At 70.5% G+C, this 20,918-nt stretch carries 19 protein-coding genes; 7 read left to right on the top strand and 12 right to left on the bottom strand.

Annotated elements, in window-relative coordinates:
• Positions 1–190 precede the first annotated feature (190 nt).
• Complete coding sequence (gene prmC / locus BO64_RS07745; protein ID WP_496402709.1) at positions 191–1,054, bottom strand: peptide chain release factor N(5)-glutamine methyltransferase; 864 nt, start codon at positions 1,052–1,054, stop codon at positions 191–193.
• Entirely contained in the window at positions 1,045–1,842 is a 798-nt protein-coding gene (locus BO64_RS07740) for an MOSC domain-containing protein (protein ID WP_496402708.1), read from the bottom strand. Before BO64_RS07740 ends, prmC begins: the two co-directional genes overlap by 10 nt.
• A 102-nt stretch (positions 1,843–1,944) precedes the next feature.
• Here BO64_RS07740 and BO64_RS07735 point away from each other — a divergent pair, with 102 nt between their 5' ends.
• Positions 1,945–3,195: a YihY/virulence factor BrkB family protein gene (locus BO64_RS07735; protein WP_496402707.1), complete on the top strand. Its 1,251-nt coding sequence runs from the start codon at positions 1,945–1,947 to the stop codon at positions 3,193–3,195.
• Here the strand turns inward: BO64_RS07735 and prfA are convergent.
• A complete protein-coding gene (prfA, locus tag BO64_RS07730) occupies positions 3,192–4,268 on the bottom strand; it encodes a peptide chain release factor 1 (RefSeq protein WP_496402706.1) in 1,077 nt (358 codons plus the stop codon). The two genes, BO64_RS07735 and prfA, sit on opposite strands and share 4 nt — an antisense overlap.
• 129 nt (positions 4,269–4,397) lie before the next feature.
• Between prfA and BO64_RS07725 the strand changes: the two genes are divergently transcribed.
• Entirely contained in the window at positions 4,398–4,691 is a 294-nt protein-coding gene (locus BO64_RS07725; RefSeq protein ID WP_496402705.1) for a hypothetical protein, read from the top strand.
• A 77-nt stretch (positions 4,692–4,768) separates the two neighbouring features.
• Here BO64_RS07725 and BO64_RS07720 read toward each other — a convergent pair whose 3' ends face one another.
• From BO64_RS07720 to ptsP, 7 genes are all read right to left on the bottom strand, one after another.
• Entirely contained in the window at positions 4,769–5,062 is a 294-nt protein-coding gene (locus BO64_RS07720) for a hypothetical protein (RefSeq protein ID WP_496402704.1), read from the bottom strand.
• A gap of 73 nt (positions 5,063–5,135) precedes the next feature.
• Positions 5,136–5,534, bottom strand: a complete 399-nt coding sequence (locus BO64_RS07715; RefSeq protein WP_496402703.1) for a response regulator — start codon at positions 5,532–5,534, stop codon at positions 5,136–5,138.
• The gene (locus tag BO64_RS07710; RefSeq protein WP_496402702.1) at positions 5,534–6,181 is read right to left on the bottom strand and encodes a Crp/Fnr family transcriptional regulator; all 648 of its coding nucleotides are present in this window, start codon (positions 6,179–6,181) and stop codon (positions 5,534–5,536) included. Before BO64_RS07710 ends, BO64_RS07715 begins: the two co-directional genes overlap by 1 nt.
• A gap of 210 nt (positions 6,182–6,391) precedes the next feature.
• A complete protein-coding gene (locus BO64_RS07705) occupies positions 6,392–8,014 on the bottom strand; it encodes a sensor histidine kinase (protein WP_496402701.1) in 1,623 nt (540 codons plus the stop codon).
• 57 nt (positions 8,015–8,071) lie between these two features.
• Positions 8,072–9,208, bottom strand: a complete 1,137-nt coding sequence (ispG, locus tag BO64_RS07700; protein WP_496402700.1) for a flavodoxin-dependent (E)-4-hydroxy-3-methylbut-2-enyl-diphosphate synthase — start codon at positions 9,206–9,208, stop codon at positions 8,072–8,074.
• A gap of 46 nt (positions 9,209–9,254) precedes the next feature.
• Positions 9,255–10,358, bottom strand: a complete 1,104-nt coding sequence (locus BO64_RS07695; RefSeq protein ID WP_496402699.1) for a helix-turn-helix domain-containing protein — start codon at positions 10,356–10,358, stop codon at positions 9,255–9,257.
• Positions 10,359–10,474: 116 nt separating this feature from the next.
• Entirely contained in the window at positions 10,475–12,739 is a 2,265-nt protein-coding gene (ptsP, locus tag BO64_RS07690; protein WP_496402698.1) for a phosphoenolpyruvate--protein phosphotransferase, read from the bottom strand.
• Between the two features lie 186 nt (positions 12,740–12,925).
• Between ptsP and BO64_RS07685 the strand changes: the two genes are divergently transcribed.
• Positions 12,926–14,329: an MFS transporter gene (locus BO64_RS07685; protein ID WP_496402697.1), complete on the top strand. Its 1,404-nt coding sequence runs from the start codon at positions 12,926–12,928 to the stop codon at positions 14,327–14,329.
• Here BO64_RS07685 and BO64_RS07680 read toward each other — a convergent pair.
• Complete coding sequence (locus BO64_RS07680; RefSeq protein WP_496402696.1) at positions 14,326–15,573, bottom strand: aspartate kinase; 1,248 nt, start codon at positions 15,571–15,573, stop codon at positions 14,326–14,328. The genes BO64_RS07685 and BO64_RS07680 overlap by 4 nt on opposite strands.
• A 127-nt stretch (positions 15,574–15,700) precedes the next feature.
• Here BO64_RS07680 and ubiG point away from each other — a divergent pair, with 127 nt between their 5' ends.
• The 4 genes from ubiG (at position 15,701) to BO64_RS07660 (ending at position 19,663) form a co-directional block, all read left to right on the top strand.
• On the top strand, positions 15,701–16,459 hold the full coding sequence (ubiG, locus tag BO64_RS07675; protein ID WP_496402695.1) for a bifunctional 2-polyprenyl-6-hydroxyphenol methylase/3-demethylubiquinol 3-O-methyltransferase UbiG: 759 nt from the start codon (positions 15,701–15,703) through the stop codon (positions 16,457–16,459).
• 49 nt (positions 16,460–16,508) lie between these two features.
• Positions 16,509–17,315: an FkbM family methyltransferase gene (locus BO64_RS07670; RefSeq protein ID WP_496402694.1), complete on the top strand. Its 807-nt coding sequence runs from the start codon at positions 16,509–16,511 to the stop codon at positions 17,313–17,315.
• A complete protein-coding gene (locus BO64_RS07665; protein ID WP_496402693.1) occupies positions 17,312–18,553 on the top strand; it encodes an amidohydrolase family protein in 1,242 nt (413 codons plus the stop codon). Before BO64_RS07670 ends, BO64_RS07665 begins: the two co-directional genes overlap by 4 nt.
• Before the next feature lie 126 nt (positions 18,554–18,679).
• Positions 18,680–19,663 (top strand): alpha/beta fold hydrolase, encoded by a 984-nt coding sequence (locus BO64_RS07660; RefSeq protein ID WP_496402692.1) that lies wholly within the window; start codon positions 18,680–18,682, stop codon positions 19,661–19,663.
• On the opposite strand, the gene chrA is transcribed toward BO64_RS07660, so the two are convergent.
• Positions 19,660–20,862 carry a chromate efflux transporter gene (gene chrA, locus BO64_RS07655; protein ID WP_496402691.1) on the bottom strand — a complete coding sequence of 401 codons (1,203 nt, stop codon included), beginning with the start codon at positions 20,860–20,862 and terminating at the stop codon, positions 19,660–19,662. The two genes, BO64_RS07660 and chrA, sit on opposite strands and share 4 nt — an antisense overlap.
• Between the last annotated feature and the right edge of the window lie 56 nt (positions 20,863–20,918).

The raw sequence follows: 20,918 nt of genomic DNA, 5'->3' as shown, positions 1-20,918 counted from the left end.
GAAACGGGCATCCGCCCGGCTCGAGTGTTGATGACGCTGTTTTCCCCGTCTTCCGCCCGGGAGCTTTCAGCGAGAGGCCTTTTGCGAAGCGTCGCGCCTGCCGGGGCGGGCGGGCGTCCTTCGTGAGAACGCGTCTGCCTTAACACCGGCGATTTGGGTGGAGACGTCCAACGATGTAGCGAGTCGGTTTCTAGTTTCCAAGGGCTTTCTTCGCGCCTGCGACAACCCTGTCCCGATCCGCCAGATCGCGGATCGTGCGGACATCCTCGGCGCCGGCGGCGCGGAACAGCGCCTCGACCGCCTCCTTCTGATCATAGCCGATCTCCACCGCGAACCGGCCGCCCGGCTTCAGAACACGGAGGATTTCCGGCGCCAGGATGCGGTAGGCGTCGAGCCCGTCCGGGCCGCCTTCGAGCGCCAGGCGCGGCTCATAGTCCTTCACCTCGGGCTCCAGCGTCTCCAGGACGTCGGTGGCGATGTAGGGTGGGTTGGAGACCACGAGGTCGAAGGCTGCGTCGGCGAGGCCCGCCGTCCAGTCGCCGCGCAGCAGGGCCGTCCGTCCGGCCAGCCCCAGGGCCGCGGCGTTGTCCCGGGCCACCGCCAGGGCCTCCTCGGAGGCGTCGATCCCAAGGCCCTTGGCGGCTGGCCGCTCGGCCAGCAGGGCCAGCAGGATCGCCCCCGAGCCCACGCCCAGGTCCAGGATCGACCACGGGGCGTTCTCAGGGAAGTCGCGCAGGGCCACCTCCACCACGGTCTCGGTGTCGGGGCGGGGCGTCAGCACGTCCCGGGTGACCCGCAGCATGATCTTCCAGAAGCCCTTGCGGCCCAGGATGTGGCTTACCGGCTCGCGCTTCACCCGGCGGGCCAGATAGTCCTCCAGCTTCGCCTCCTGCTCGGGCGTCAGCGGGCGGTAGGGATCGGTGACGATGTCGGTGCGGGTGGCGTCGGCGGCGGCCTCCACCAGGAGACGCGCGTCGATCACCGGCCCGGAGAGGCCGGCGGCCTCAAGACGCTTCTTGGCCTGGCCCCAGGCCTGGACGAGGTTCATGCCCATTCCGGTTTCCGTGCGGGGTTCTCGGCGGCGGGCCCGCTGGCCGCATCACCCTCGGCCACCCGGCCGGGCGCGGTCACGTGCACATAGACGCCGCAGTTCATGTGGCCGTAGTGGTCGAAGAGCGCCTTGACAATGTCCAGGTTGCGCTCGGCCGTCGTCGGATTCACGTGGGTGGCGGCGCAGCGCACGATCGGCTTGAACACCTCGGCCCGCGCCCCGCCCAGAGTCAGCTGCTGGCCCGTCCACCCGTTTTCGGCCCAGGCCGGCCAGCCCTCCACATAGAGGTTGGCCCGGAACCGCAGCGGGTCGATCTCGGCCCCCATCCTGCGCGAAAGATCCCGCACGCTGGCGAGGTTGATGATCGAAACCTCGCCCCGGGGATGGTCGAAGAAGCGGAAGCCGCCCGTGGCCTCCACCACGCTCAACGGCCCTCGCGCCTCATCCCCCAGCAATTCCCCCAGCCAGGCGGCGAAGGCGGTGCGCCCCTCGGCCGTATTGAGGGCGCCCGCAAAGGCGGGCCGTCCCTCGGCTTCGGCATGCAGGGCGCCCGTCTCGGCGTCGAAGCGCGTGCGCGCGGCGGCCACCTTGGGAAGGGTCATCAGGACGGTGAACTTCGTCTTGGGCAGGAAGGCCGGCGCGGCCGGGTCGTACCCGGAGGGGCCGTTTTCCACCGCGTAGCGACGATCGAAGGGAACGCCTGCGCCCGGAGCGAGGTCGACGTGATCCAGACGCTCGGGCGTGAAGCCCTTCACGGGGTGGCGATAGATCGCCGCGACTTGGCCGGTCATGGCGTCTTGTGGCCACAAGCCTGCGGCCTGACAAGCGGAACGGCGTCGCATCCCCCGTGTTCAGCCTGCGTGCTCAGGCTTGGCTAGCCGGCGGAGGAAGTTGTGATCTTGGCCCACACCCAGAGCCAGACCCCGATCAAGGGCCGGCGCGTGACCCGCCTGGCCACCGCCCTGGCGCCCTGGGCGGTGACCGCCGCCATGGCCGTGGCCTGGCTGTCCACCCAGCCGCGCCGCCTGCCGCCACCGCCGGGGCCTCCGCCGGCCCCCGAGCAGGAACCGCCCCCGGGCCTCAGCGAACCCGTCGTCGCCACGCCCGAGCATTTCGAGGCGCTCGAGCCCTGCCGGGGCCGTGCCGCGCCTGCCCCGCACCACATTCCCTGGACCGGCTGGAAGGATGTGCTCTGGCGCACCTATCAGGAGTTCCAGGCGGATAACCTGCTGACCGTCGCCGGCGGCATCACCTTCTTCACCCTGCTGGCCATCTTCCCGGCCCTCGGGGTGTTCGTTTCGCTCTATGGCCTGATCGCCGACGTGGCGGTGGTGCGCCAGCAGATGGCGCAGCTGGCCATCGTCTTCCCGCCCGAGGTCGTGCGGCTGCTTGGCGAGCAGATGATGCGCCTGGCGACCGAGCGGTCGTTCAATCTCTCGGCCGCCTTCCTGATCAGCCTGGTGGTCTCGGTCTGGACCGCCAACGCCGGGATGAAGGCCCTCTTCCAGGGCCTCAACGTCGCCTACGACGAGGTGGAGAAGCGCAACTTCTTCTACCGCACGGCCCTGACCTACGGCTTCACCTTCGCCTTCCTGACCTTCCTCAGCCTGGTCACCGCCATCATGGTCGCCCTGCCCATCGTGGCCCGGGCGATGGGCCTGCCGGACTGGGTGCTGGCGGTGCGCTGGGCGCTGCTCTTCGCGGTGGTCGCGGGCTCCTTCGCCTGCGCCTACCGGTACGGGCCCTGCCGTCGACGGGCGCGCTGGTCCTGGGTTTATCCCGGCGCGGTGTTCGCAGCCTTCGTCTGGATGGCCGGCTCGGCGGGGTTCTCCTGGTACGTGAACAACGTCGCCCACGTGCAGGTCACCTACGGCTCCCTTGGGGCGGTCATCGGCTTCATGCTGTGGGTCTGGTTCTCGGTGCTGATCGTCCTGGCCGGGGCCGAGCTGAACGCGGAGATCGAGCACCAGACGGCCCTGGACTCGACGGTCGGGGCCGCCCGGCCCATGGGCGAGCGCGGCGCGGCCATGGCCGACAGCGTGGGGCTGCCGTTCATCGGGGTGCGCAGGGGGGCGCGCCTGCTCCTGGGCGGCGTCCGGCGCAAGGCGACGGAGCTGCTGCGGCGGGGGCGAGGGGCGTCCTAGCCCAGTTCATCCTCGAGGGCCGCCAGTCGCGCGGCCTGATCTTCGGCGATCAGCGGCTCGATCACGTCGTCGAGCGCCTCGCCCTCCATGATCTTCGGCAGGTTGTAGAGCGTCAGGTTGATCCGATGGTCGGTCACCCGCCCCTGCGGGAAGTTGTAGGTGCGGATGCGTTCGGAGCGGTCCCCCGAGCCCACCTGGCTCTTGCGGCTCTCGGCGCGGGCCGAATCCAGGGCCTCGCGCTGCATCTCGTAGAGGCGGGCCTTCAGCACCTTCATCGCCCGGGCCCGGTTCTGGTGCTGCGACTTCTCCGAGCTCGTCACCACGATCCCGGTGGGCAGGTGGGTGATCCGCACGGCGGAGTCGGTCTTGTTGACGTGCTGGCCGCCGGCGCCCGACGAGCGGTAGGTGTCGATCCGCAGATCCTGCTCGCGGATCTCGATCTCCACGTCCTCGGCCTCGGGCAGCACGGCCACGGTGGCGGCCGAGGTGTGGATGCGGCCCTGGGCCTCGGTGGCGGGCACCCGCTGCACCCGGTGCACGCCGCTCTCGAACTTCAGCCGGCCGAACACGCCCTCGCCGGTGATCGAAGCGATGATTTCCTTGTAACCGCCGGCGTCGCCTTCCGAGATCGAGTCGATCTCCACGCGCCAGCCGCGGTTCTGGGCATAGCGCTGGTACATGCGGAAGAGATCGCCCGCGAACAGCGCCGCCTCGTCGCCGCCGGTGCCGGCCCGCACCTCCAGGATGGCCGAGGCGTTCTCGTCCTTGTCCTTGGGCGCGAGGAGCAGGGCCACCTGCCGCTCGAGTTCGGGCAGGCGCTCCTTCAGCGCGGCCAGCTCGTCCCGGGCCAGGGCGGACATCTCGGCGTCGCCCGAGGCGGCCATCTCCTCCAGCTCGGGCATCTCCGCGCGCGCGCGCTCCAGCGCCTGCACTGCCTCGGCCACCGGCTTCAGCTCGGCGTGCTCCTTGGACAGCCGGACGATCTCGGCTCCGTCCGAGGCCGCGCCCATGCGCGCCTCGATCTCGCGGAAGCGATCGAGAACTTGGTCGAGCCTGGCCTGGGGAAGTCGCACCGCTGGAATGTCCCAAATCCGAAGGGCCGTCTCTGTAGCGGAGGCCTGCGCGGAAGCCAAACGGCGCCGGCGGGCGGAACGCGGGCTTCACCCGTCCGTTTGGGGGCCGTGGCCTGAGGAGACGATGAAATGGCGATCGAACGAGTCACCGAAAGCAGCGACGGCGTGGTCCGGGAGCGGGTGGTCGAACGTGATGGCGGCGGGACGACCTATGTGGACCGCGGCGGTTCAGGGATTGGCGGCGTGATCGTCGGGATCGCGGTCCTGGCCCTGGTGGCCATCGTGGCGTTCTTCCTGCTGCAGTCGAGCCGCAACGACGCCATGCGCACCGATGCGGTGACCGGCGCGGCCTCAACCGTGGCCGACAGCGCGAGCAGCGCCGCGGACAGCGTCGGCGACGCCGCCCGGAACGTGGCCAACTAGGCCCGACCAAGCGGGATCAACAAAAAAGCCCCGGCCGCGAGGCCGGGGCTTTCGTGTGTCGTGATTGAGGCCTGGGCCTAGACGCGCACGCCAGACAGCGGGGCGTTGCCGAAGGCGCCCAGCTTGACGTTGCCGCTCATCTTGTCGCCGTCGACGGTGGCGTTGAAGTCGAGCTGCATCGGCATCGGGCTGGTGATGTTGGCGCTCCAGGTCAGGGTATTCCCGTCCACCTTGCCGGTGATTTCCTGGGAGCCCATGCGGCCCTCGGTCTTGCCGGTGAAGGTGTCGCCGCTGGTGGTGATCGTCGCGTTCACCTCCTGCGGGCCCATCGGCGTGTTGATCGTGATTTTCCAGTTGCCGTCCGCGGACATTGGTGTCCCTCCCAAGGAATATGGAGAGTCACCTAACCGCGTCTGATCGCCGCGGGCAAGAGTGACTCAGGCGTCAACTTTGTGATTTCGTCTGGCCGTTCGCCAGCTCGGCGAGGGTCCGGGTGAGGTGCGGGCCGGAGACCGGCTTCTGGAACGTCGGCAGGTCCCGGTATTCGGCGGCGACGGCCGGGGAGTCGTAGCCGGTAGCCAGGGCGACGGGAATCGCCAACTCCAGCAGCCGGTCCACCAGGGCGTAGGATGTCTGGCCGGCGACGTTCACATCCACCAGGGCGAGATGGATCTCGCCGACTTCCCGCTCCAGAAGCTCCAGCGCCAACGGCACTGTGGCGCAGGGACCGACCACCTGCGCTCCGGCCTCTTCGAGGCGGCGCAGCATGTCCTCGGCGATGAAGTACTCGTCCTCCACCAGCAGGATGCGCCGCCCTGTCAGCACCCCCAAGGCTTCGCCCATCAGATGGCCCGTCGCCGGGCGGGCTCCGCCGCCGTGGGGAACAGCAGCGGATAGCCTGCGATATCTGCGAGGCGAACCGGGTCGGGCAGGCCGATGGCGCCGGCGCGATAGGTGAGGAGGCCGTCGCGCCGAAGCTGCTGCAGCGTCCGGTTCACATGCACGATCGAAAGGCCCAGGAGGTCGGCCAGAATTTCCTGGGTGATGGGCAGCTGAAAGCCGTGGGCGTTGGCCAGCTTCACCCGCAGCAGCCGTTCATGCAGCTCCAGTAGCAGGTGGGCGGTGCGCTCGTAGGCCGAGAACCGGCCCAGGCGCACCACATGATCCAGGACGGAGCGCTGCTCCAGCCCGAGGGCCGCGTTCCAGGCGCGGTGGGCGGCGGGCCAGCGATGGGCGTCTTCCAGCTCAGCGACCACGGCCGAGGCGTCGAGAGTGCGTGAAGCGGCCGTGGCGGTCACCACATGGTTCGCGCCGTGCGTGCCGCGAAGCACATCGCCCGGCAGGCGCAGGGCCACGATCTGCCGGCGGCCGTCATTAAGCAGGCGGGATTCGCCGATCAGCCCTGCCGTGACGAGCCGGGCCTCGGATGCGGCAAGAACGAGTTCGCTGCCCGCCGCGTGGGTCTGTTCCTCGGCGGCAAGCCTCGCCAATGGCTGCAGGTCGTCGGCCGACAGCGGCCGAAAGCTTGTCAGACGTCGTGTAAGGAGTTCCGGGGGCGCGCACGCGGGCTTTGCGGCGGTCATCAAGGCGGAGTCATCCTCCACGCACAAGGAAACTGAACGGCATCTAAGCATGGGGTTAGCCGCGCCGTTCCGTACATAAGTTAAAACGCAGCACTTTTAGTAAGGCGAGTCTGCAACCTAGCCTTGCGTTGAGAGCGGCAGGCGGATTTCGGCGATGACGCCCCCGGGGGCGAAGCGCAGGGCGGTCTCCGCGCCCAGTTCATAGGGCAGGGCGTTCTCGATCAACCGCCGGCCAAAGCCGATCCGCTTGGGCGTGAGGTCCAGGGTGGGCACCCCGCTTTCCCGCCATTGCAGAGCAAGGGTCGGCCGGGGCTCGTCGATGACCTGCCACCGTACCGACACCCGGCCCCGGGGCGTGGTCAGGGCGCCGTACTTGAGGGCGTTGGTGGCCAGCTCATGCAGGCCAAGGGTCAAGGTCTCGGCGGCCTTGCCCTGCAGCCGCACCTCCGGCCCGTCGATCTCCACCTGGTCCTCGTGAGCCGCGACGGCGAGGAACTCGTCGTGGAGGATTTCGGTCAGGCTCACCGACACGTCCGAGCTGCGGCTGAGCGCGGTCTGGGTTCGGGCCATGGCCGAGAGCCGCCCCTGGAAGTGGGCCATGAAGGTGTCGATGTCGTCGCGGGTCTCGGCCGTGCGCGAGGCGATGCTGCGGATGATCGCGAGCATGTTGCGGGTCCGATGCTGCAGCTCGGCCAGCAGCAGTTCCTGATGATGCTCCTTCTCGCGCAGGGCCGCTTCGCTGCGGGCCCGCTCCACCGCCTCCCAGGTCCGTTCGCCGATTTCCTGAAGGTCCTGGGCCGCATCCCGCGCCCACGCCTTTGGCGTGGCGCTGGCGACGGTCATGGACGCCACCGGCCTGCCGTCCTTGATCAGCGGCGCCGTCACGAAGGCGCGGATTCTCAGAAGCTCATAGGCCTTGCGCAGGGCGGGCGACAGGTCCGGCCAGGCCTCGGTGTCCTCGCACACGACCACCCGGCCGCGGTTCAGAGCCTCCATGGCCTGCGGGAAGTCGGCGAAGGCGTGAGTTCCCACCACGCTGTACGCGCCGTCCACCACATGGTCCTGCTCGACGATGAAAAGCTGCCGCTCATGGTCGAGCTGGGCGTAGTAGCCGCGGTCGCCCTTCAGGTGTTCGGCCGCGAGGCGGCAGGCGGCCGCCTGCACCTCCCGCGGATCGCCCAGGGGACGCAGGGCGTCGCTGAGCCGCAGGAGGAAGGCCTGGCGGGACTGGATTCGCAGGCGGGCGGCCTCCGCCTGCACGCGTTCGGTCGTCTCGAACAGAGCGACCAGCACCCCGGCGACGGCCCCGGCTTCGTCCCGCAGGGGGCTGTAGCTGGCGGTGAACCAGGCGTCCTCGACCTCCTCGCCCCGGAGCAGGGGAAAGCGGCCATCCTCCAGGGTCACCGTCTCGCCCCGCTTCACCCGTTCGTAGATGGGCTCGGTGATGTGCCAGACTTCGGACCAGCAGAGCTGGGTGGGTTTCCCGAGCCCGCCCGGGTGTTTGGCGCCCATCAGGCGGCGGTAGGCGTCATTGTAGATCTGGATCAGGTCGCGGCCCCACAGGATGATCATGGGGAAGCCGACGGGCAGGATGAATTCGACGGCGCTCTTCAGGGGCTGCGGCCAGGCCGAAGGCGGCCCCAGCGCGGTCTGCCCCCAGTCGAAGCCGCGCATCCGGCTCGACATCTCGTCGTCGCCGGCCGGCCAGGGGGTAAGTTCCGGCGCGGTATCCTGCTGCATCCCGCACACAAAACGCCGGAATGGCGCTCCTGCTCAAGCGAATGTAAATGCGCGCGCCTATTCCGCGGCCAAGGGCGCGTTCTTCGCGGCCTCGATCTCGGCGGCCCGGGCCTCCACGAGCTCGACGATGTGGTCGACCATCCGATCGTTGTCCATCTTGTGGTCGGGCTTGCCGGCCAGATAGACCATCCCCGAGCCCTTGCCGCCGCCGGTGAAGCCCACGTCGGTCATCAGCGCCTCGCCGGGACCGTTCACCACGCAGCCGATGATCGACAGGCTCATGGAGGTGGAGATGTGCGCCAGGCGCTGCTCCAGCTTCTCCACCGTCTCGATGACATTGAAGCCCTGCCGGGCGCAGGAGGGGCAGGCGATGATGTTCACGCCCCGGTGGCGAAGGCCCAGGGACTTCAGGATGTCGAAGCCGACCTTCACCTCTTCCACCGGATCGGCCGCCAGGCTCACCCGGATGGTGTCGCCGATCCCGGCCCACAGCAGCGAGCCGATGCCGATGGCGCTCTTCACCGTCCCCGTGCGCAGGGCGCCGGCCTCGGTCACGCCCAGGTGCAGGGGGCAGTCGATGGCCTCAGCGAGCTGCTGGTAGGCGGCCGCCGTCATGAACGGGTCCGACGCCTTCACGCTGATCTTGAACTCGTGGAAGTCGTGGTCCTGGAGGATGCGGGCGTGGTTCAGCGCGCTCTCCACCATGGCGTCGGGGCAGGGCTCGCCGTACTTCTCCAGCAGGTCTCGCTCCAGCGAGCCGGCGTTGACCCCGATCCGCATAGAGCAGCCGTGGTCCCGGGCCGCCTGGATCACCTCCCGCACCCGGTCGGGCGAGCCGATGTTGCCCGGATTGATGCGCAGGCAGGCGGCGCCGGCCTCGGCGGCCTCGATACCCCGCCGGTAGTGGAAGTGGATGTCGGCCACCAGCGGGACCTTCGCCTCGCGGGCGATCGTGCGGAAGGCGGCGGTGGACTCCTCGTCCGGGCACGAGACGCGGACGATGTCGGCGCCGGCCTCTTCCAGGCGGCGAATCTGGTCGAGGGTGGCCGCCGCGTCGGCGGTCACCGTGTTGGTCATGGACTGGACCGTGATCGGCGCATCGCCGCCGACCTCGACCGAACCGACGCGGATCTTCCGCGAGGGGCGGCGGTGGATCGCCCGCCAGGGCCGGTGATGGGTCGGGTCTGCGCTCATGGCGGCGGAAAATAGGCCCTTCGCCGCCGGCGCCCAACCCCCTGCGTCATCCCGCAGCGCCACCGGGCGTCGGAGCGGGAGGGGCGGCCTGAGGCGTGGGAGCGGGCGTGGCCGGAGCGGCCGGCGCCGGCGTCGCCGCGGGCGGCGGGCGCGGCGCGGTGACCACCGGGGCGGCGCTCGGGGCGGCGGCGAGTTTCGAGGCCAGCACCTGCCGGGCCGGCAGCAGGCCCTTGGACTGGCCTCTCACGAACACCTGGAAGTCGTAGGGGACCGAGACGTCGATGGTCAGGCCGGGCAGGCTCGGGACCTTGTAGGCCTCGCCGGCCGCCAGCTGCCGGGCGAAATAGACCGAGCCGTCGGCGCCGCGGATGATCAGGGCCGCCCCTTTCAGGGCCTGGAGGATGACGCCGGAGTCCAGCCTCGGATCGCCCCCGTCATAGACCTTGCCCTTGGGCTGGAAGGTCGGCGGCAGGGTCGCGAGGTCCACCGGGAATTCGTCCGGCATCTGATTGATGTTGGCCGGCGGGGCGAGGTTGCCTCGGCCGTCAGGCCCGGCGTCGGCCAGCCCCGGGGTCTCGTAGAGCGGCGGCGTCGTCGATTCCACTGGCGCCGGCAGAGGTTCGCCCAGCACCACCGGACCCGGCTTCTCCTCGGCCAGCAGCCGTCGGGCCACCTCTTCCGAGGCCTTGGGCGGCGGGGGGGCGCTGGCGTTCATGGCCCGCTGGGCCACGTTCCACAGCACGATGGCGGCGATGATGACGATGGCCCCGACAATGAACGCGGCCTTGCGCGGGTCCCGCGCCTCGGGGAGGCCGACGGGCGCCCGGAGCGGCTCGTCCAGCACCGGCTCCTCGGTCTTGAAGCGCTCCACCGCCGCCTCGGGGTCGAGCTGCAGGGCCAGGGCGTAGGCGCGGATGTAGCCGATGGTGAAGGGCCGGGAGGGCAGATCCGCCAGCCGCATCTCCTCAAGCGCCTCGAGATAGGCCCGGCGCACCCGGGTCTTCTCGGCCAGCTCGTCGATGGTCAGGCCGCGCTCAAGCCGGAGCGCCCGCAGCGCCTGGCCGATGGAGGCATGCGCCTGCAGCGGATCGCCGTTGGGCGGCGTCGCGCTTCCGTCGAACTCGGCGAACCCGGCCGTGTCGAGCGGCATGGCGGCTCCTGCGTCCGGCTTGCGCCGGCGTCGGAAGGGGATGACTCGGGACGAGCGTGACACGCGAGCCGGATACCGCCAATGCGTTCTTGGGTCACGCCGGGGCGACGATTCGCCTAGACGGCCAAGTACAGTTTACGCGCCAAGGTTTCGATCTCATTGCGGACCGAACCGGCGCTGGACTTAAGCAGGGCGGACACCCCGCGGCGGGCGGCTTCGCGGTCGCAGGACAGCACCATCTGCTTCACCGGCCCGATGCCGGCGGGCGACATGGACAGCCGCTCGAAGCCCAGGGCCACCAGGGTGAAGGCCTCCAGCGGTCGGCCGGCCAGTTCGCCGCACACGCTCACCGGCGTCCCGGTCTCGGCGCAGGCCCGCTGGATCGCCTCCAGCGCCCGCAGGGCCGGCGGCGAGAGCATGTCGTAGCGGTCCGCCACCCGCGGGTTCCCGCGGTCGGCGGCGAACAGGTACTGCATCAGGTCGTTGGTGCCGACGCTGACGAAGTCGGTCATCGGCAGCAGGGCGTCCAGGTGCCAGATCAGCGAAGGCGCCTCGATCATCGCCCCCACGTCCAGGCGCGACGGCGCCGGCCGGCCCCGGCGCAGGGCCCAGGCGATCTCGGTGTCCACCAGGGCCCGGGCGGCGCGGAACTCATCGCAGTTGGCCACCAGCGGGAACATGATCCTGAGCGGCCGGCCGCGGGCGGCGGCGATCAGGGCGCGAAGCTGCATGCGCAGCAGGGCAGGGCGGTCGAGGCCCATGCGGATCGCCCGCCAGCCGAGGGCCGGATTGTCCTCCCGCTCGGCCTCCAGGTACGGCAGCACCTTGTCGCCGCCCAGGTCGAGGGTGCGGAAGGTCACCGGCCGGTCGCCCGCCGCGTCCATCACCCGCTCGTAGAGCTGGGTCTGGGCCGTCAGCCGCGGCATTTCCTCCGAGACCATGAACTGGAACTCGGTGCGGAACAGGCCGATGCCTTCGGCGCCCGCCTCGTCCATGGCCTCCAGGTCCACGTCGAGGCCGGCGTTCATCAGCAGGGTGATCTTCACCCCGTCGCGGGTGAAGGCGGGGGTGTCGCGCAGCTTGGCGAAGGCCGCCTGCCGCTGCCGGCGCACGTCGATGCGGGCCTGGATGGCTTTCACTACGTCGGGGCGCGGCCGCAGATAGGCCTCGGCCGTTTCGGCGTCGACGATCACCGGATCACCCTCCGACACCCGGTCGCGCAGGCCGGCGAGGCGGCCCACGCAGGGGATGTCCAGGGCCCGGGCCACAATGGCGGCATGGCTCGCCGAGGAGCCCTCCTCCAGCAGGAGGCCCCGCAGCTTGGTGCGGTCGTATTCCAGCAGGTCCGCAGGACCGAGGTTGCGGGCGATGAGGATGGCGTTCTCGGGCAGCTCCCGGGCCACGTGGCCATCGCCTGCCAGGTGCCGCAGCAGCCGGTCGTTCAGGTCCTCGAGGTCGTGCAGGCGCTCGCGCAGATAGGGATCGCGGGCCTGCCCCAGCCGCGCCCGGTGCTCGGAGCGCACCCGCTCCACCGCCGCCTCAGCGGTCAGGCCGTTCTTCACCGCATCCTGCAGGCTGCGGTTCCAGCCCCGGTCGTGGGCGAACATGCGGTAGGTCTCGAGCACCTCGTACGAGGCGTCCACGAGGCCGTGCTGGCCCTCCAGCATGTGGTCGATCTGTTGCTGCAGGGCGGCGAGGGCGGAGGCCAGGCGGGCCTCCTCGGCGGCCACATCGTCGGACAGCAGCTGCGAGGGCGCCACGGGCGGCTCGTGCAGCACCGCCACGCCATAGGCCAGGCCGTCGGCGAACTTGCTGCCTTTCAGCCGATCCGGCCGGTGGGGCGCCAGCTCGACGCCCTTCATCTCCTCGACCGAGATCAGCTCGCCCGAGGAGACCATCTCGGCCAGGACCATGGCGATGATCTGCAGGTCCTCGACCTCGTCCTCGGTGTAGACCCGGGCGGTGCGGTTCTGCACGACCAGCACCCCGATGGCTCGGCCGCCGCGCAGCAGGGGCACGCCGAGGAAGGCGTGGTAGGGGTCTTCGCCGGTCTCCGGCCGGTACGAGAAGGCCGGGTGCGACGGCGCGTCGGCCAGGTTCAGCGGCCGGCCAAGGCGCATGATCTCGCCGACCAGGCCCTCGCCGGGCTTCATGCGGGTGACGTGGACGGCGCCGGGATCAAGGCCCTCGGTGGCGAACAGCTCCATCTCGCCGGTGGCCCGCCGCAGATAGATGGAGCACACCTCGGCCACCATTGACAGGGCGATGATGCGCACGACCATGTCGAGGCGAGCCTGGGCCGGGCCGCCGCCCGCCAGCGCCTCGCGAATCTGCCGGAGCAGGCTCCGCTGTCCTCTGATGGCCATGTTCGGCGCCGGCATGTGGGCCTTCTGTCCTCCCGTCTTGGCGCTGACTACCAGCTTTATCCTTCCGTTCCGAGACGGGAAGAGCAGTTGGCGGCGATCAGCGTCCCCTCAGCCCCTAGATAGGTGACGAAATCGCGAGGCGTAGCGGTCGGCGTGGGCAAAGCCTATGTGAGGCGCCGTTTTGTAGAATGGGGGGCGTGAGTGGCGTCTGCGACTAGCGAGGGCCGGACCGGCTGGATCGATCTTCTGGCCGAGGGCCGGTGGCCTCAGTTCGCCCTCATCTGCCTGGGCGTCTGGCTCAACGCGGCCGACAGCCTGGTCACCGCCACCATCATGCCCAGCGTCGGCGCCGACCTCGGAGGCTACGCCTATTTCTCCTGGGCCACGGCCGGCTTCCTCGTCGGCGCGATCCTCGCCGGGGCCAGTTCGGGCCGCCTGTCCGAACTGTTCGGCCTGCGCAGCGCCACGGCCCTGGCGGGGCTTGTGATGGTCGCCGGCTGCGCCCTCAGCGCCGCGGCTCCCAACGTGGAGCTCTTCCTGGCCGGACGGCTGGTGCAGGGCCTGGGGTCGGGCTGGATTTCCGGCTTCGCCATGGTGGCCATCGCCCTCCTGTTTCCCGAGCGGCACCTCGCCCGGGTGTTCGCGGCCGTGACTTTCATCTGGGGCGTCGCCACCGTCCTTGGGCCCCTGTTCGGCGGCCTGGTGGTGGAGCACGGCCACTGGCGCGACGTCTTCTGGCTGTTCGCGGCGCAGTCGGCGGTGTTCAGCGGCGCGGCCCTGTTCCTGCTCAAGGGCGCGGCCAAGGGCGCCGGCGGGCCGGGCGTGCCCTGGCGCCAGCTCGTCGTCCTCGGCCTCGGCGTCGCGGCCATCGCCGTGGCTGACGTAATCCATATCCCCGCGCTCTCCATCGGCCTGGTGCTGGCAGGGCTCGCCGTCCTCGCCCTTGTGGTGGCCATCGATCAGCGGGCGCGCGTGCGGCTCCTGCCGCACCGGGCGGGCGATCTGCGGACGGTCTGCGGCTCGGGCTATTTCGCCATGTTCGCCCTGACGGCGGCCTCCATGGGCTTCGCCATCTATGGCCCGCCGATCCTCCAGCAGCTGCGCGGCTTCACGCCGCTCTGGGCCGGCTATGTGATCGGGGTGGAGTCCCTGTCCTGGACCTTCGCGGCCCTGGCGGTGGCGGGGGCGAGCGGGGTCTGGGACGCCCGCTGGATCCGCGTCGGGGCGGTGCTGCTGATCGCCAGCCTAGTCATCCTGCCGCTCACCCTGGCCGATGGCCCCCTGGCATTCGTCCTGGTCGGCGGGGCGCTGATGGGGGCGGCCTTCGGCTTCTCCTGGGCCTTCATGAGCCGGCGCGTGCTGGCGGCCCTCTCGGAGGAGGACAAGGCCATCGGCTCCTCGGCGATCATGGCCGTGCGCCAGGCGGGGGCGGCGGCCGGCGCGGCCCTGTCAGGCGTCGCCGCCAACCTGGCCGGCTTCTCGGGCGGGCTCACGGACGCCAGCGCCCGCGCCACCTCGGTCTGGGTGTTTGTGGCGGTGATCCCGCTCGCCCTGGCGGGCGCCTGGGGCGCCTTCCGGCTGACCGGGGGCGCCGAGACGGCCTAGAGCTGGTCCAGGCCGTAGGCGGCGTGCAGGGCCCGCACCGCGAGCTCGGTGTAGGCGGCGTCGATCAGCACGCTGATCTTGATCTCCGAGGTGGAGATCACCTGGATGTTCACGCCCTTGTCGGCCAGCGCCTGGAACATGCTCTTGGCGACGCCGGCGTGGCTGCGCATGCCGACGCCGATGACCGAGACCTTGGCCACGTCCTCGTTGACGGCCACGTCCTCGAAGCCAACCTTGTCCTTCATGCTGCGGACGATCTCGACCGCCCGCTGCGCGTCGCGCTTGCCGACGGTGAACTCCATGTTGGCGGTCTCGGCCATCCGCGCGTGGCTCTGGACGATCATGTCCACATTCACGTTCGCGTCGGCCAGGGCGCCGAAGATGGACGACGACACGCCGGGATGGTCAGGCAGGCCGAAGAGGCTGATCTTCGCCTCGTCGCGGCTGTAGGCCACGCCGCTCACGATCCGCTTCTCCACGATCTCCTCCTCGTCGCAGACGATAGTGCCCTGCCCGGGCGCCTCGCCGGGCTCGACAAAACTGGAAAGCACCCTGACGGGCACATGATAGGCCATGGCCAGCTCGACCGACCGGGTCTGCAGGACCTTGGCCCCAAGCGAGGCCATTTCGAGCATCTCCTCGTAGGAGATCTTGGCCAGCTTCTTAGCCTTGGATTCGATGCGCGGATCGGTGGTGTAGACCCCGTCCACGTCGGTGTAGATGTCGCAGGCCGCGCCCAGGGCGGCGGCCACCGCCACGGCGCTGGTGTCGGAACCGCCGCGGCCCAGGGTGGCGATGCGCCCGTCCCGGGTCACGCCCTGGAAGCCGGCGATCACGGCCACCTCGCCGGCGTCCAGCGCCGCCGCCAGCTTCTCGGGCGGGATGTCGTCGATCCGCGCCTTGCCGTGGGCGTCGTCCGCGATGATCGGCACCTGCCAGCCCAGCCACGAGCGTGCGGGCAGCCCCATGTTGCGCAGGGTCATGGCCAGCAGGCCGGCCGTCACCTGCTCGCCGGAGGCCACCACCACGTCATATTCGTCGTCCGAAGGCGTCAGGCCCGGGGCGGCCGCGCCCGCGCCGTCCGTCCAGGCCACGAGTTCGTTGGTCTTGCCGGCCATGGCCGACACCACGACGGCCACCTGATGGCCCGCCTTGACCTCGGCGGCCACGAGCCGCGCCACGCGGCGGATCCGCTCGAGATCGGCCACCGACGTGCCGCCGAATTTCATCACCAGCCGGGACATGCGCCTGCGCCCGTCGCCCCCTTGAGAACTGTTCCGCTGCGGGAAGGGCCGCCTTCTAGCGGCGCTTCCCAGGGGCCGCAACGGCAAGAGTCTTCCGCTTTGAGGGGGCTGGGCGATAGAAGGGGGCATGACTTCCCAAACGTCCGCCCGTTCGAGCATCGATCCTGCCGAGGTCGAGCGGTTCTCGCGCATCGCCGCCGAATGGTGGGACCCCAACGGGAAATTTGCGCCGCTGCACAAATTCAACCCTGTGCGGTTGGCCTTCATCCGTGACCGTGCCCTGCACCGTTTCGGCCGTGACGGCGCTCAGCGGCGCCCGTTCGAGGGGCTGCGTCTGCTCGACATCGGCTGCGGCGGCGGCCTGCTTTCCGAGCCCATGGCCCGGCTGGGGTTCTCGGTGACGGCGGTGGACGCCTCGGAGCGGAACATCGCCACCGCCTCCACCCACGCCGCCGAACAGGGGCTGGCCATCGACTTCCGCTGCTCCACCGCCGAGGCCCTGCTGGAGGCCGGCGAGCCGCCGTTCGACGTCATCCTCAACATGGAGGTGATCGAGCATGTGGCCGATCCGGGCGAGTATCTGCGCAGCTGCGCGCGGCTGCTGAAGCCAGGCGGGCTGATGATCGTCGCCACCCTCAACCGCACCATGAAGGCCCTGGCCCTGGCGGTGGTGGGCGCCGAATACGTCCTGCGCTGGCTGCCTGCGGGCACCCACGACTGGAAGAAGTTCCTCAAGCCGGACGAGATCCGGGGATTCCTCGCGGGCGAGCCGGTGACCGTGGACGGGCCTTATGGCGTCGTGTTCAATCCGCTGACTGGGCGCTGGAGCGAATCCACCGATACGGACGTCAACTACATGATGACGGTCGTCCGCGACGCGGCTTAGTGGGCGCTTGGGCCAACGGGAGGGCTCGGGGGAGCCTTAAGGAGTAGGGATGCCATCGCTGCGCGTGCTGGGGCACGCCTTCCGCGCCTGGCGCCGCAATCTGCGCTGGGCCAAGCACGAGCCTGAAACGCCGTATCTGGCCGACCTCTTGTCAGGCTCGCCGGTCTGTCTGCACGTGGGCGCGAGCGACGGCCGCCACTCCTATGTCATGACTCAGGTGGCGCCCAAGGCGAGGATCTACGCCTTCGAGCCCTCGGCCTTCGCCTACGAGGTGCTGAAGGTCGCCTGCGCCTGGCACCGCATCCGCGACAGGGTCACGCCGATCCACGCCGCCGTCGCCGACCAGCCCGGCGAACTGCTGCTGGTGACCCCCAAGAAGACCTCCGGCCGGATGGGGCGGGCCTATGCCTATGTCGCTTCGGCGCCGCCGGAAGGGCCGGCGCGGCCAGACCTGCAGGACCAGGGCATGCAGGTGCAGCCCACGCCAGTCGTCACCCTGGACGGCTTCTGCGCCGAGCATGGCGTCACCCGGGTCGACTTCATCCGCATGGACATCGAGGGCGCCGAGCTGAAGGCGCTCCAGGGCGCCGCCGGCATCCTCGACCGGGACCGTCCCCACGTCCTCATCGAGATCCACCCGCCGATGCTGGAGGCCCGCTTCGGCGGTTCGGCGGAGGAGGTGCTCGAGGTCTTCCGCAGCCGTGGCTACCGAATGTTCGCCCTCGACGCCGACGGCCGACTGGAAGAGCGGACCGCGCTCGTGGAAGGCCTGCCCTGGAAGGACTATTTCTTCATTCACCCCACCAAGGCCGCCCGTCTCCCGGACGGCGTCTTCAAGGCGAGGATGGCGGCGTGAGGCGCACTGTCGGAAAACTGGTCGGCCTCGCCCTGGGCAGCCTCACCCTGGTCGGCTCCGCGGGTGCGGCCGCGGCGTGTGATCTGGCCATTGTCGGCGCCCGCCTCTACGCCTCGCCGGAAGCTGCGCCTGTGGCGCGGTCGACAGTGGAGATCGTCGACGGCCGGATCTCGGCGGTGCACCCCGACGGGCGCGCCGCGCCCCCCGGATGTCCTTCGGTGGACGCGGGCGGCAAGGTGCTGGTCGCCGGCTTCTGGAATAGCCACGTCCACCTGCTCACGCCGGTGCTGATGGATCACGCCGAGGCGTCCGACGCGGCCGTGTCACAGGAGCTGACGGACAAGTTTCTGCGGTGGGGGTTCACCACCGTGTTCGATCTGGCGTCGACCACCGAGAGCGCCACGGGCGTCCGGGCCCGCGTCGAGAGCGGTCGGGTCAGGGGACCTAGGATCCGGACCGTGGGCGCGCCCTTCTTCCCGCAGGGCGGGACGCCGATCTATGCCCGTCCCATCTATGCGCAGTATGGCCTGCCGCTGCCGGAGGTGGCCTCGCCCGAGGCCGGCGCGGACCGGGTCGGCACCCAGGCCGCGGAAGGGATTGACGGCATCAAGCTGTTCACCGGCGCGATTGTCGGCGAAACCGAAGTCCTGCCCATGCCGCTGGACGTGACCCGGGCGCTGAGCGAGGCGGCCCATGCCCGCGGATTGCCGGTGTTCGCCCATCCGACCAACGCCGAGGGCCTCGCCCGGGCCGTTGAGGGTGGTGCGGACGTGCTCGCCCATTCGGCCGCCCTCATGGGCCCCTGGTCGGAAGTGTTCGCCCTCGACCTCGCCGAGCGAAAGGTGGCGCTCGTGCCGACCCTGGCCCTGTTCGCTCTCCACCCGCATCCGAGCACGCCCGTGGCGACGTCGCAGCAGCAGGTGGCCGCCCTGCGGGCCGCGGGCGGCGACATCCTGTTCGGCACGGACGCCGGCTTCATGGATGAGTACGACACCACCCTGGAGCTTCGCCTTCTGGGCGACGTCATGGACTGGCGGGGCGTCCTGGCCGCCCTGACCACGGCGCCCGCGGCGCGGCTGGGCCGGGCGGGGGAGACGGGACGCGTGGAGCCGGGGGCGGTCGCCGACCTCGTCCTGCTGGACGCCGATCCTGCGCAGGACGTCACCGCCTTCTCGCGCGTGGGGCTGGTGCTGAAGGATGGCCAGACCGTCTACCAGGCTCCAGCGCCCGCCCCCTGACGGACGGTGCGTCGCGCCCTGTGACGCACGCGCCACAGCGGTCCTCCCGTGGGTGGAAACTTAGAACCCACGCCTGAACCGCGCGTTTGCCTCTAGGTGACGATGAGGTTCCGAGGAGGTGTCGACGTGGCGCGTAAACGGCCCAGAGGCGTGCTGGCCATGGGATGGGCCTGCATCGAGGCGGCCGCCACGGGCCGCACCGAGCATGCGCCGACTTCCTCCTGCTATCCCGACAACCTGGTGCGCCGCACCAGCTTCACCGCGGGGGGCGGCCATGGCTGGCGCATCTCGGCGCTGGAGACCCCCCGCGAGACGCCCGCGCCCTGGAAAATCGTGGTCATCACGGGCGCGCCGTCCTGGGCCGAATACTGGGCCGAAACCCTGGCCGAGCTTCCCGAGGACCGGGAGATGGTGGTGGTGGACCGGCCGGGCTACGCCGGCTCCGAGCCGCTGCATCCGGTGACCGACATCCGTGTCCAGGCCGAGGCCCTGGCTCCGGTGCTGAAGGCCCCGCGTGGGCAGAAGGTGCTGCTCGTGGGCCAGAGCTATGGGGCGGCGATCGCCTCGATCATGGCCGACCAGAACCCAGGCAAGGTGGCGGGCCTCGTACTGCTGTCCGGCTTCTTCGGCGAGGCCGGCCCGACGGCGCGGTGGCTGCTGGACGTGGGCGCCAAGGCCCTGAAGGTGATCCCTCGTGACCTCCGCAACGCCGTCATCGAGGTGACCGGACAAAGGCCGCAGCTGCGTCACGCCCGCCGGGCGCTGGCCCGGGTGAACGTCCCCATCCACATCATCCACGGCGACAAGGACGACTTCGCGCCGCTGGAGGTGGCCGAACGGCTCGCCGCCGAGACTGTGACGCGGCGCCCGATCCGGGTCGTCCGCACCGAAGGCGCCAACCATTTCCTCAATGACGGCCCGGCCGAGGAGCTGATCGCGGCCCTGGAGTCGTGCATTCCTGAGAAGGCCGCCTGGACCTTCCGCTGGCCCCGGCTGCCCGATCTTTGGCCTGCGCGGTTGCTGCGCCCCGAGGGCGTTGTGGCCCAGGTCCGGGCTGCTGGCGCCAAGGCCGGGATGGGCTCTCGGGCCGGGCGTCCGGCCGCGGCCTAGCCGAGCAGGACTCCCGTCGCCAGGGCGAAGCCGATCACCACCAGCCACGGCGGCGCCTGCGCCACGTGCAGGAACACGAAGGCCGCCGCCAGCAGCGCCCAGTCCGACCGCGGCCCGATGGTGGTCGACAGCACCGGGTCCCACAGCGCCGCGGCCAGCAGGCCCACCACCACGGCCCCGACGCCCGCCAGGGCGCCGCGCGCCCAGGGCTCGCGTTTCAGCCGGTCCCAGAAGGGCAGCACGCCCACCACGAGCAGCAGGCTCGGCAGGAAGATGGCGAAGAGAGCGATCAGGCCCCCCACGATCCCGCGCGGGCCGAACGACTGGGCCGCGCCCACGAAGCCGGCGAAGCTGAAGAGCGGGCCGGGCAGGGCCTGCACCAGGCCATAGCCGGCCAGGAAAGTGTCCGCAGCCATCCAGCCGCGCTCCACCACCTCACGCTCCAGCAGCGGCAGCACCACATGGGCGCCGCCGAACACGAGGGCACCGGTGCGGTAGAAGACGGCGGCGAGGCCGAGGCCCGGATTCTGCAGCAGCGTGGCGAGCAGCGGCAGGGCCAGCAGCAGGCCGGCGAACAGGGTGAGGGCGATCGCCGCGCTGCCTGGATCCACCGGCGGCAGAGCGTCGGGTTCGTCGGGCGCCGGCGCCTCGCGCAGCAGGGCGATGCCGAATGCTGCGCCTGCCAGGATGGCGCCCACCTGGGCGACGGGGCCCTGGGACACCATCAGGCCCGCGGCCGCCCCGATGGCCATGCCGGCCCGGATCGGGCCGCGGGCGAGGGTGCGGGCCATCCCGACCAGCGCCTGCAGGACCACGGCGGCTGCGGCGATCTTCAGGCCGTGGATCCAGCCCGAGCCGAACGCGGTCTCAAGGTTCGGGGCCAGGGCGGCGAAGACGATCATCACCGTCGCCGCAGGGAGGGTGAAACCGGCGAAGGCGGCCAGGGCACCCGCCAGTCCGGCCTGCCGCAGTCCGATGGCCATCCCAACCTGGCTGGACGCCGGCCCAGGCAGGAAGTGGGCCAGGGCCAGGAGGTCGGCATAGGCCGCCTCCGAGATCCAGCCGCGCCGCTCGACGAACTCGCGCCGGAAGTAGCCCAGGTGCGCCACCGGTCCGCCGAACGCCGTGAGCCCCTGCCTAAGGAAGGCCAGGAACACGTCGAGCGGGGTGACGGTCTTGGGGGGCGCTGCGGCGTCCATCGCTTCCTAGATGGAAGGGTCGGGGCCTGCTGTCGACCCGTTTCGAGAAAGACGCT

Source organism: Phenylobacterium composti DSM 19425 (genome assembly GCF_059568645.1).
Note: the sequence above shows the minus strand (reverse complement) of the source record. Positions and strands in the feature narration are given on the sequence as shown.

What these genes read in the sequence shown, in the direction of transcription:
- prmC (WP_496402709.1), bottom strand. Translation starts at nt 1,054, where the DNA reads ATGGGCATGAACCTCGTCCAGGCCTGGGGCCAGGCCAAGAAGCGTCTT.
- BO64_RS07740 (WP_496402708.1), bottom strand. Translation starts at nt 1,842, where the DNA reads ATGACCGGCCAAGTCGCGGCGATCTATCGCCACCCCGTGAAGGGCTTC.
- BO64_RS07725 (WP_496402705.1), top strand. Translation starts at nt 4,398, where the DNA reads ATGGCGATCGAACGAGTCACCGAAAGCAGCGACGGCGTGGTCCGGGAG.
- BO64_RS07720 (WP_496402704.1), bottom strand. Translation starts at nt 5,062, where the DNA reads ATGTCCGCGGACGGCAACTGGAAAATCACGATCAACACGCCGATGGGC.
- BO64_RS07715 (WP_496402703.1), bottom strand. Translation starts at nt 5,534, where the DNA reads ATGGGCGAAGCCTTGGGGGTGCTGACAGGGCGGCGCATCCTGCTGGTG.
- BO64_RS07705 (WP_496402701.1), bottom strand. Translation starts at nt 8,014, where the DNA reads ATGCAGCAGGATACCGCGCCGGAACTTACCCCCTGGCCGGCCGGCGAC.
- ispG (WP_496402700.1), bottom strand. Translation starts at nt 9,208, where the DNA reads ATGAGCGCAGACCCGACCCATCACCGGCCCTGGCGGGCGATCCACCGC.
- BO64_RS07695 (WP_496402699.1), bottom strand. Translation starts at nt 10,358, where the DNA reads ATGCCGCTCGACACGGCCGGGTTCGCCGAGTTCGACGGAAGCGCGACG.
- ptsP (WP_496402698.1), bottom strand. Translation starts at nt 12,739, where the DNA reads ATGCCGGCGCCGAACATGGCCATCAGAGGACAGCGGAGCCTGCTCCGG.
- BO64_RS07680 (WP_496402696.1), bottom strand. Translation starts at nt 15,573, where the DNA reads ATGTCCCGGCTGGTGATGAAATTCGGCGGCACGTCGGTGGCCGATCTC.
- ubiG (WP_496402695.1), top strand. Translation starts at nt 15,701, where the DNA reads ATGACTTCCCAAACGTCCGCCCGTTCGAGCATCGATCCTGCCGAGGTC.
- BO64_RS07670 (WP_496402694.1), top strand. Translation starts at nt 16,509, where the DNA reads ATGCCATCGCTGCGCGTGCTGGGGCACGCCTTCCGCGCCTGGCGCCGC.
- chrA (WP_496402691.1), bottom strand. Translation starts at nt 20,862, where the DNA reads ATGGACGCCGCAGCGCCCCCCAAGACCGTCACCCCGCTCGACGTGTTC.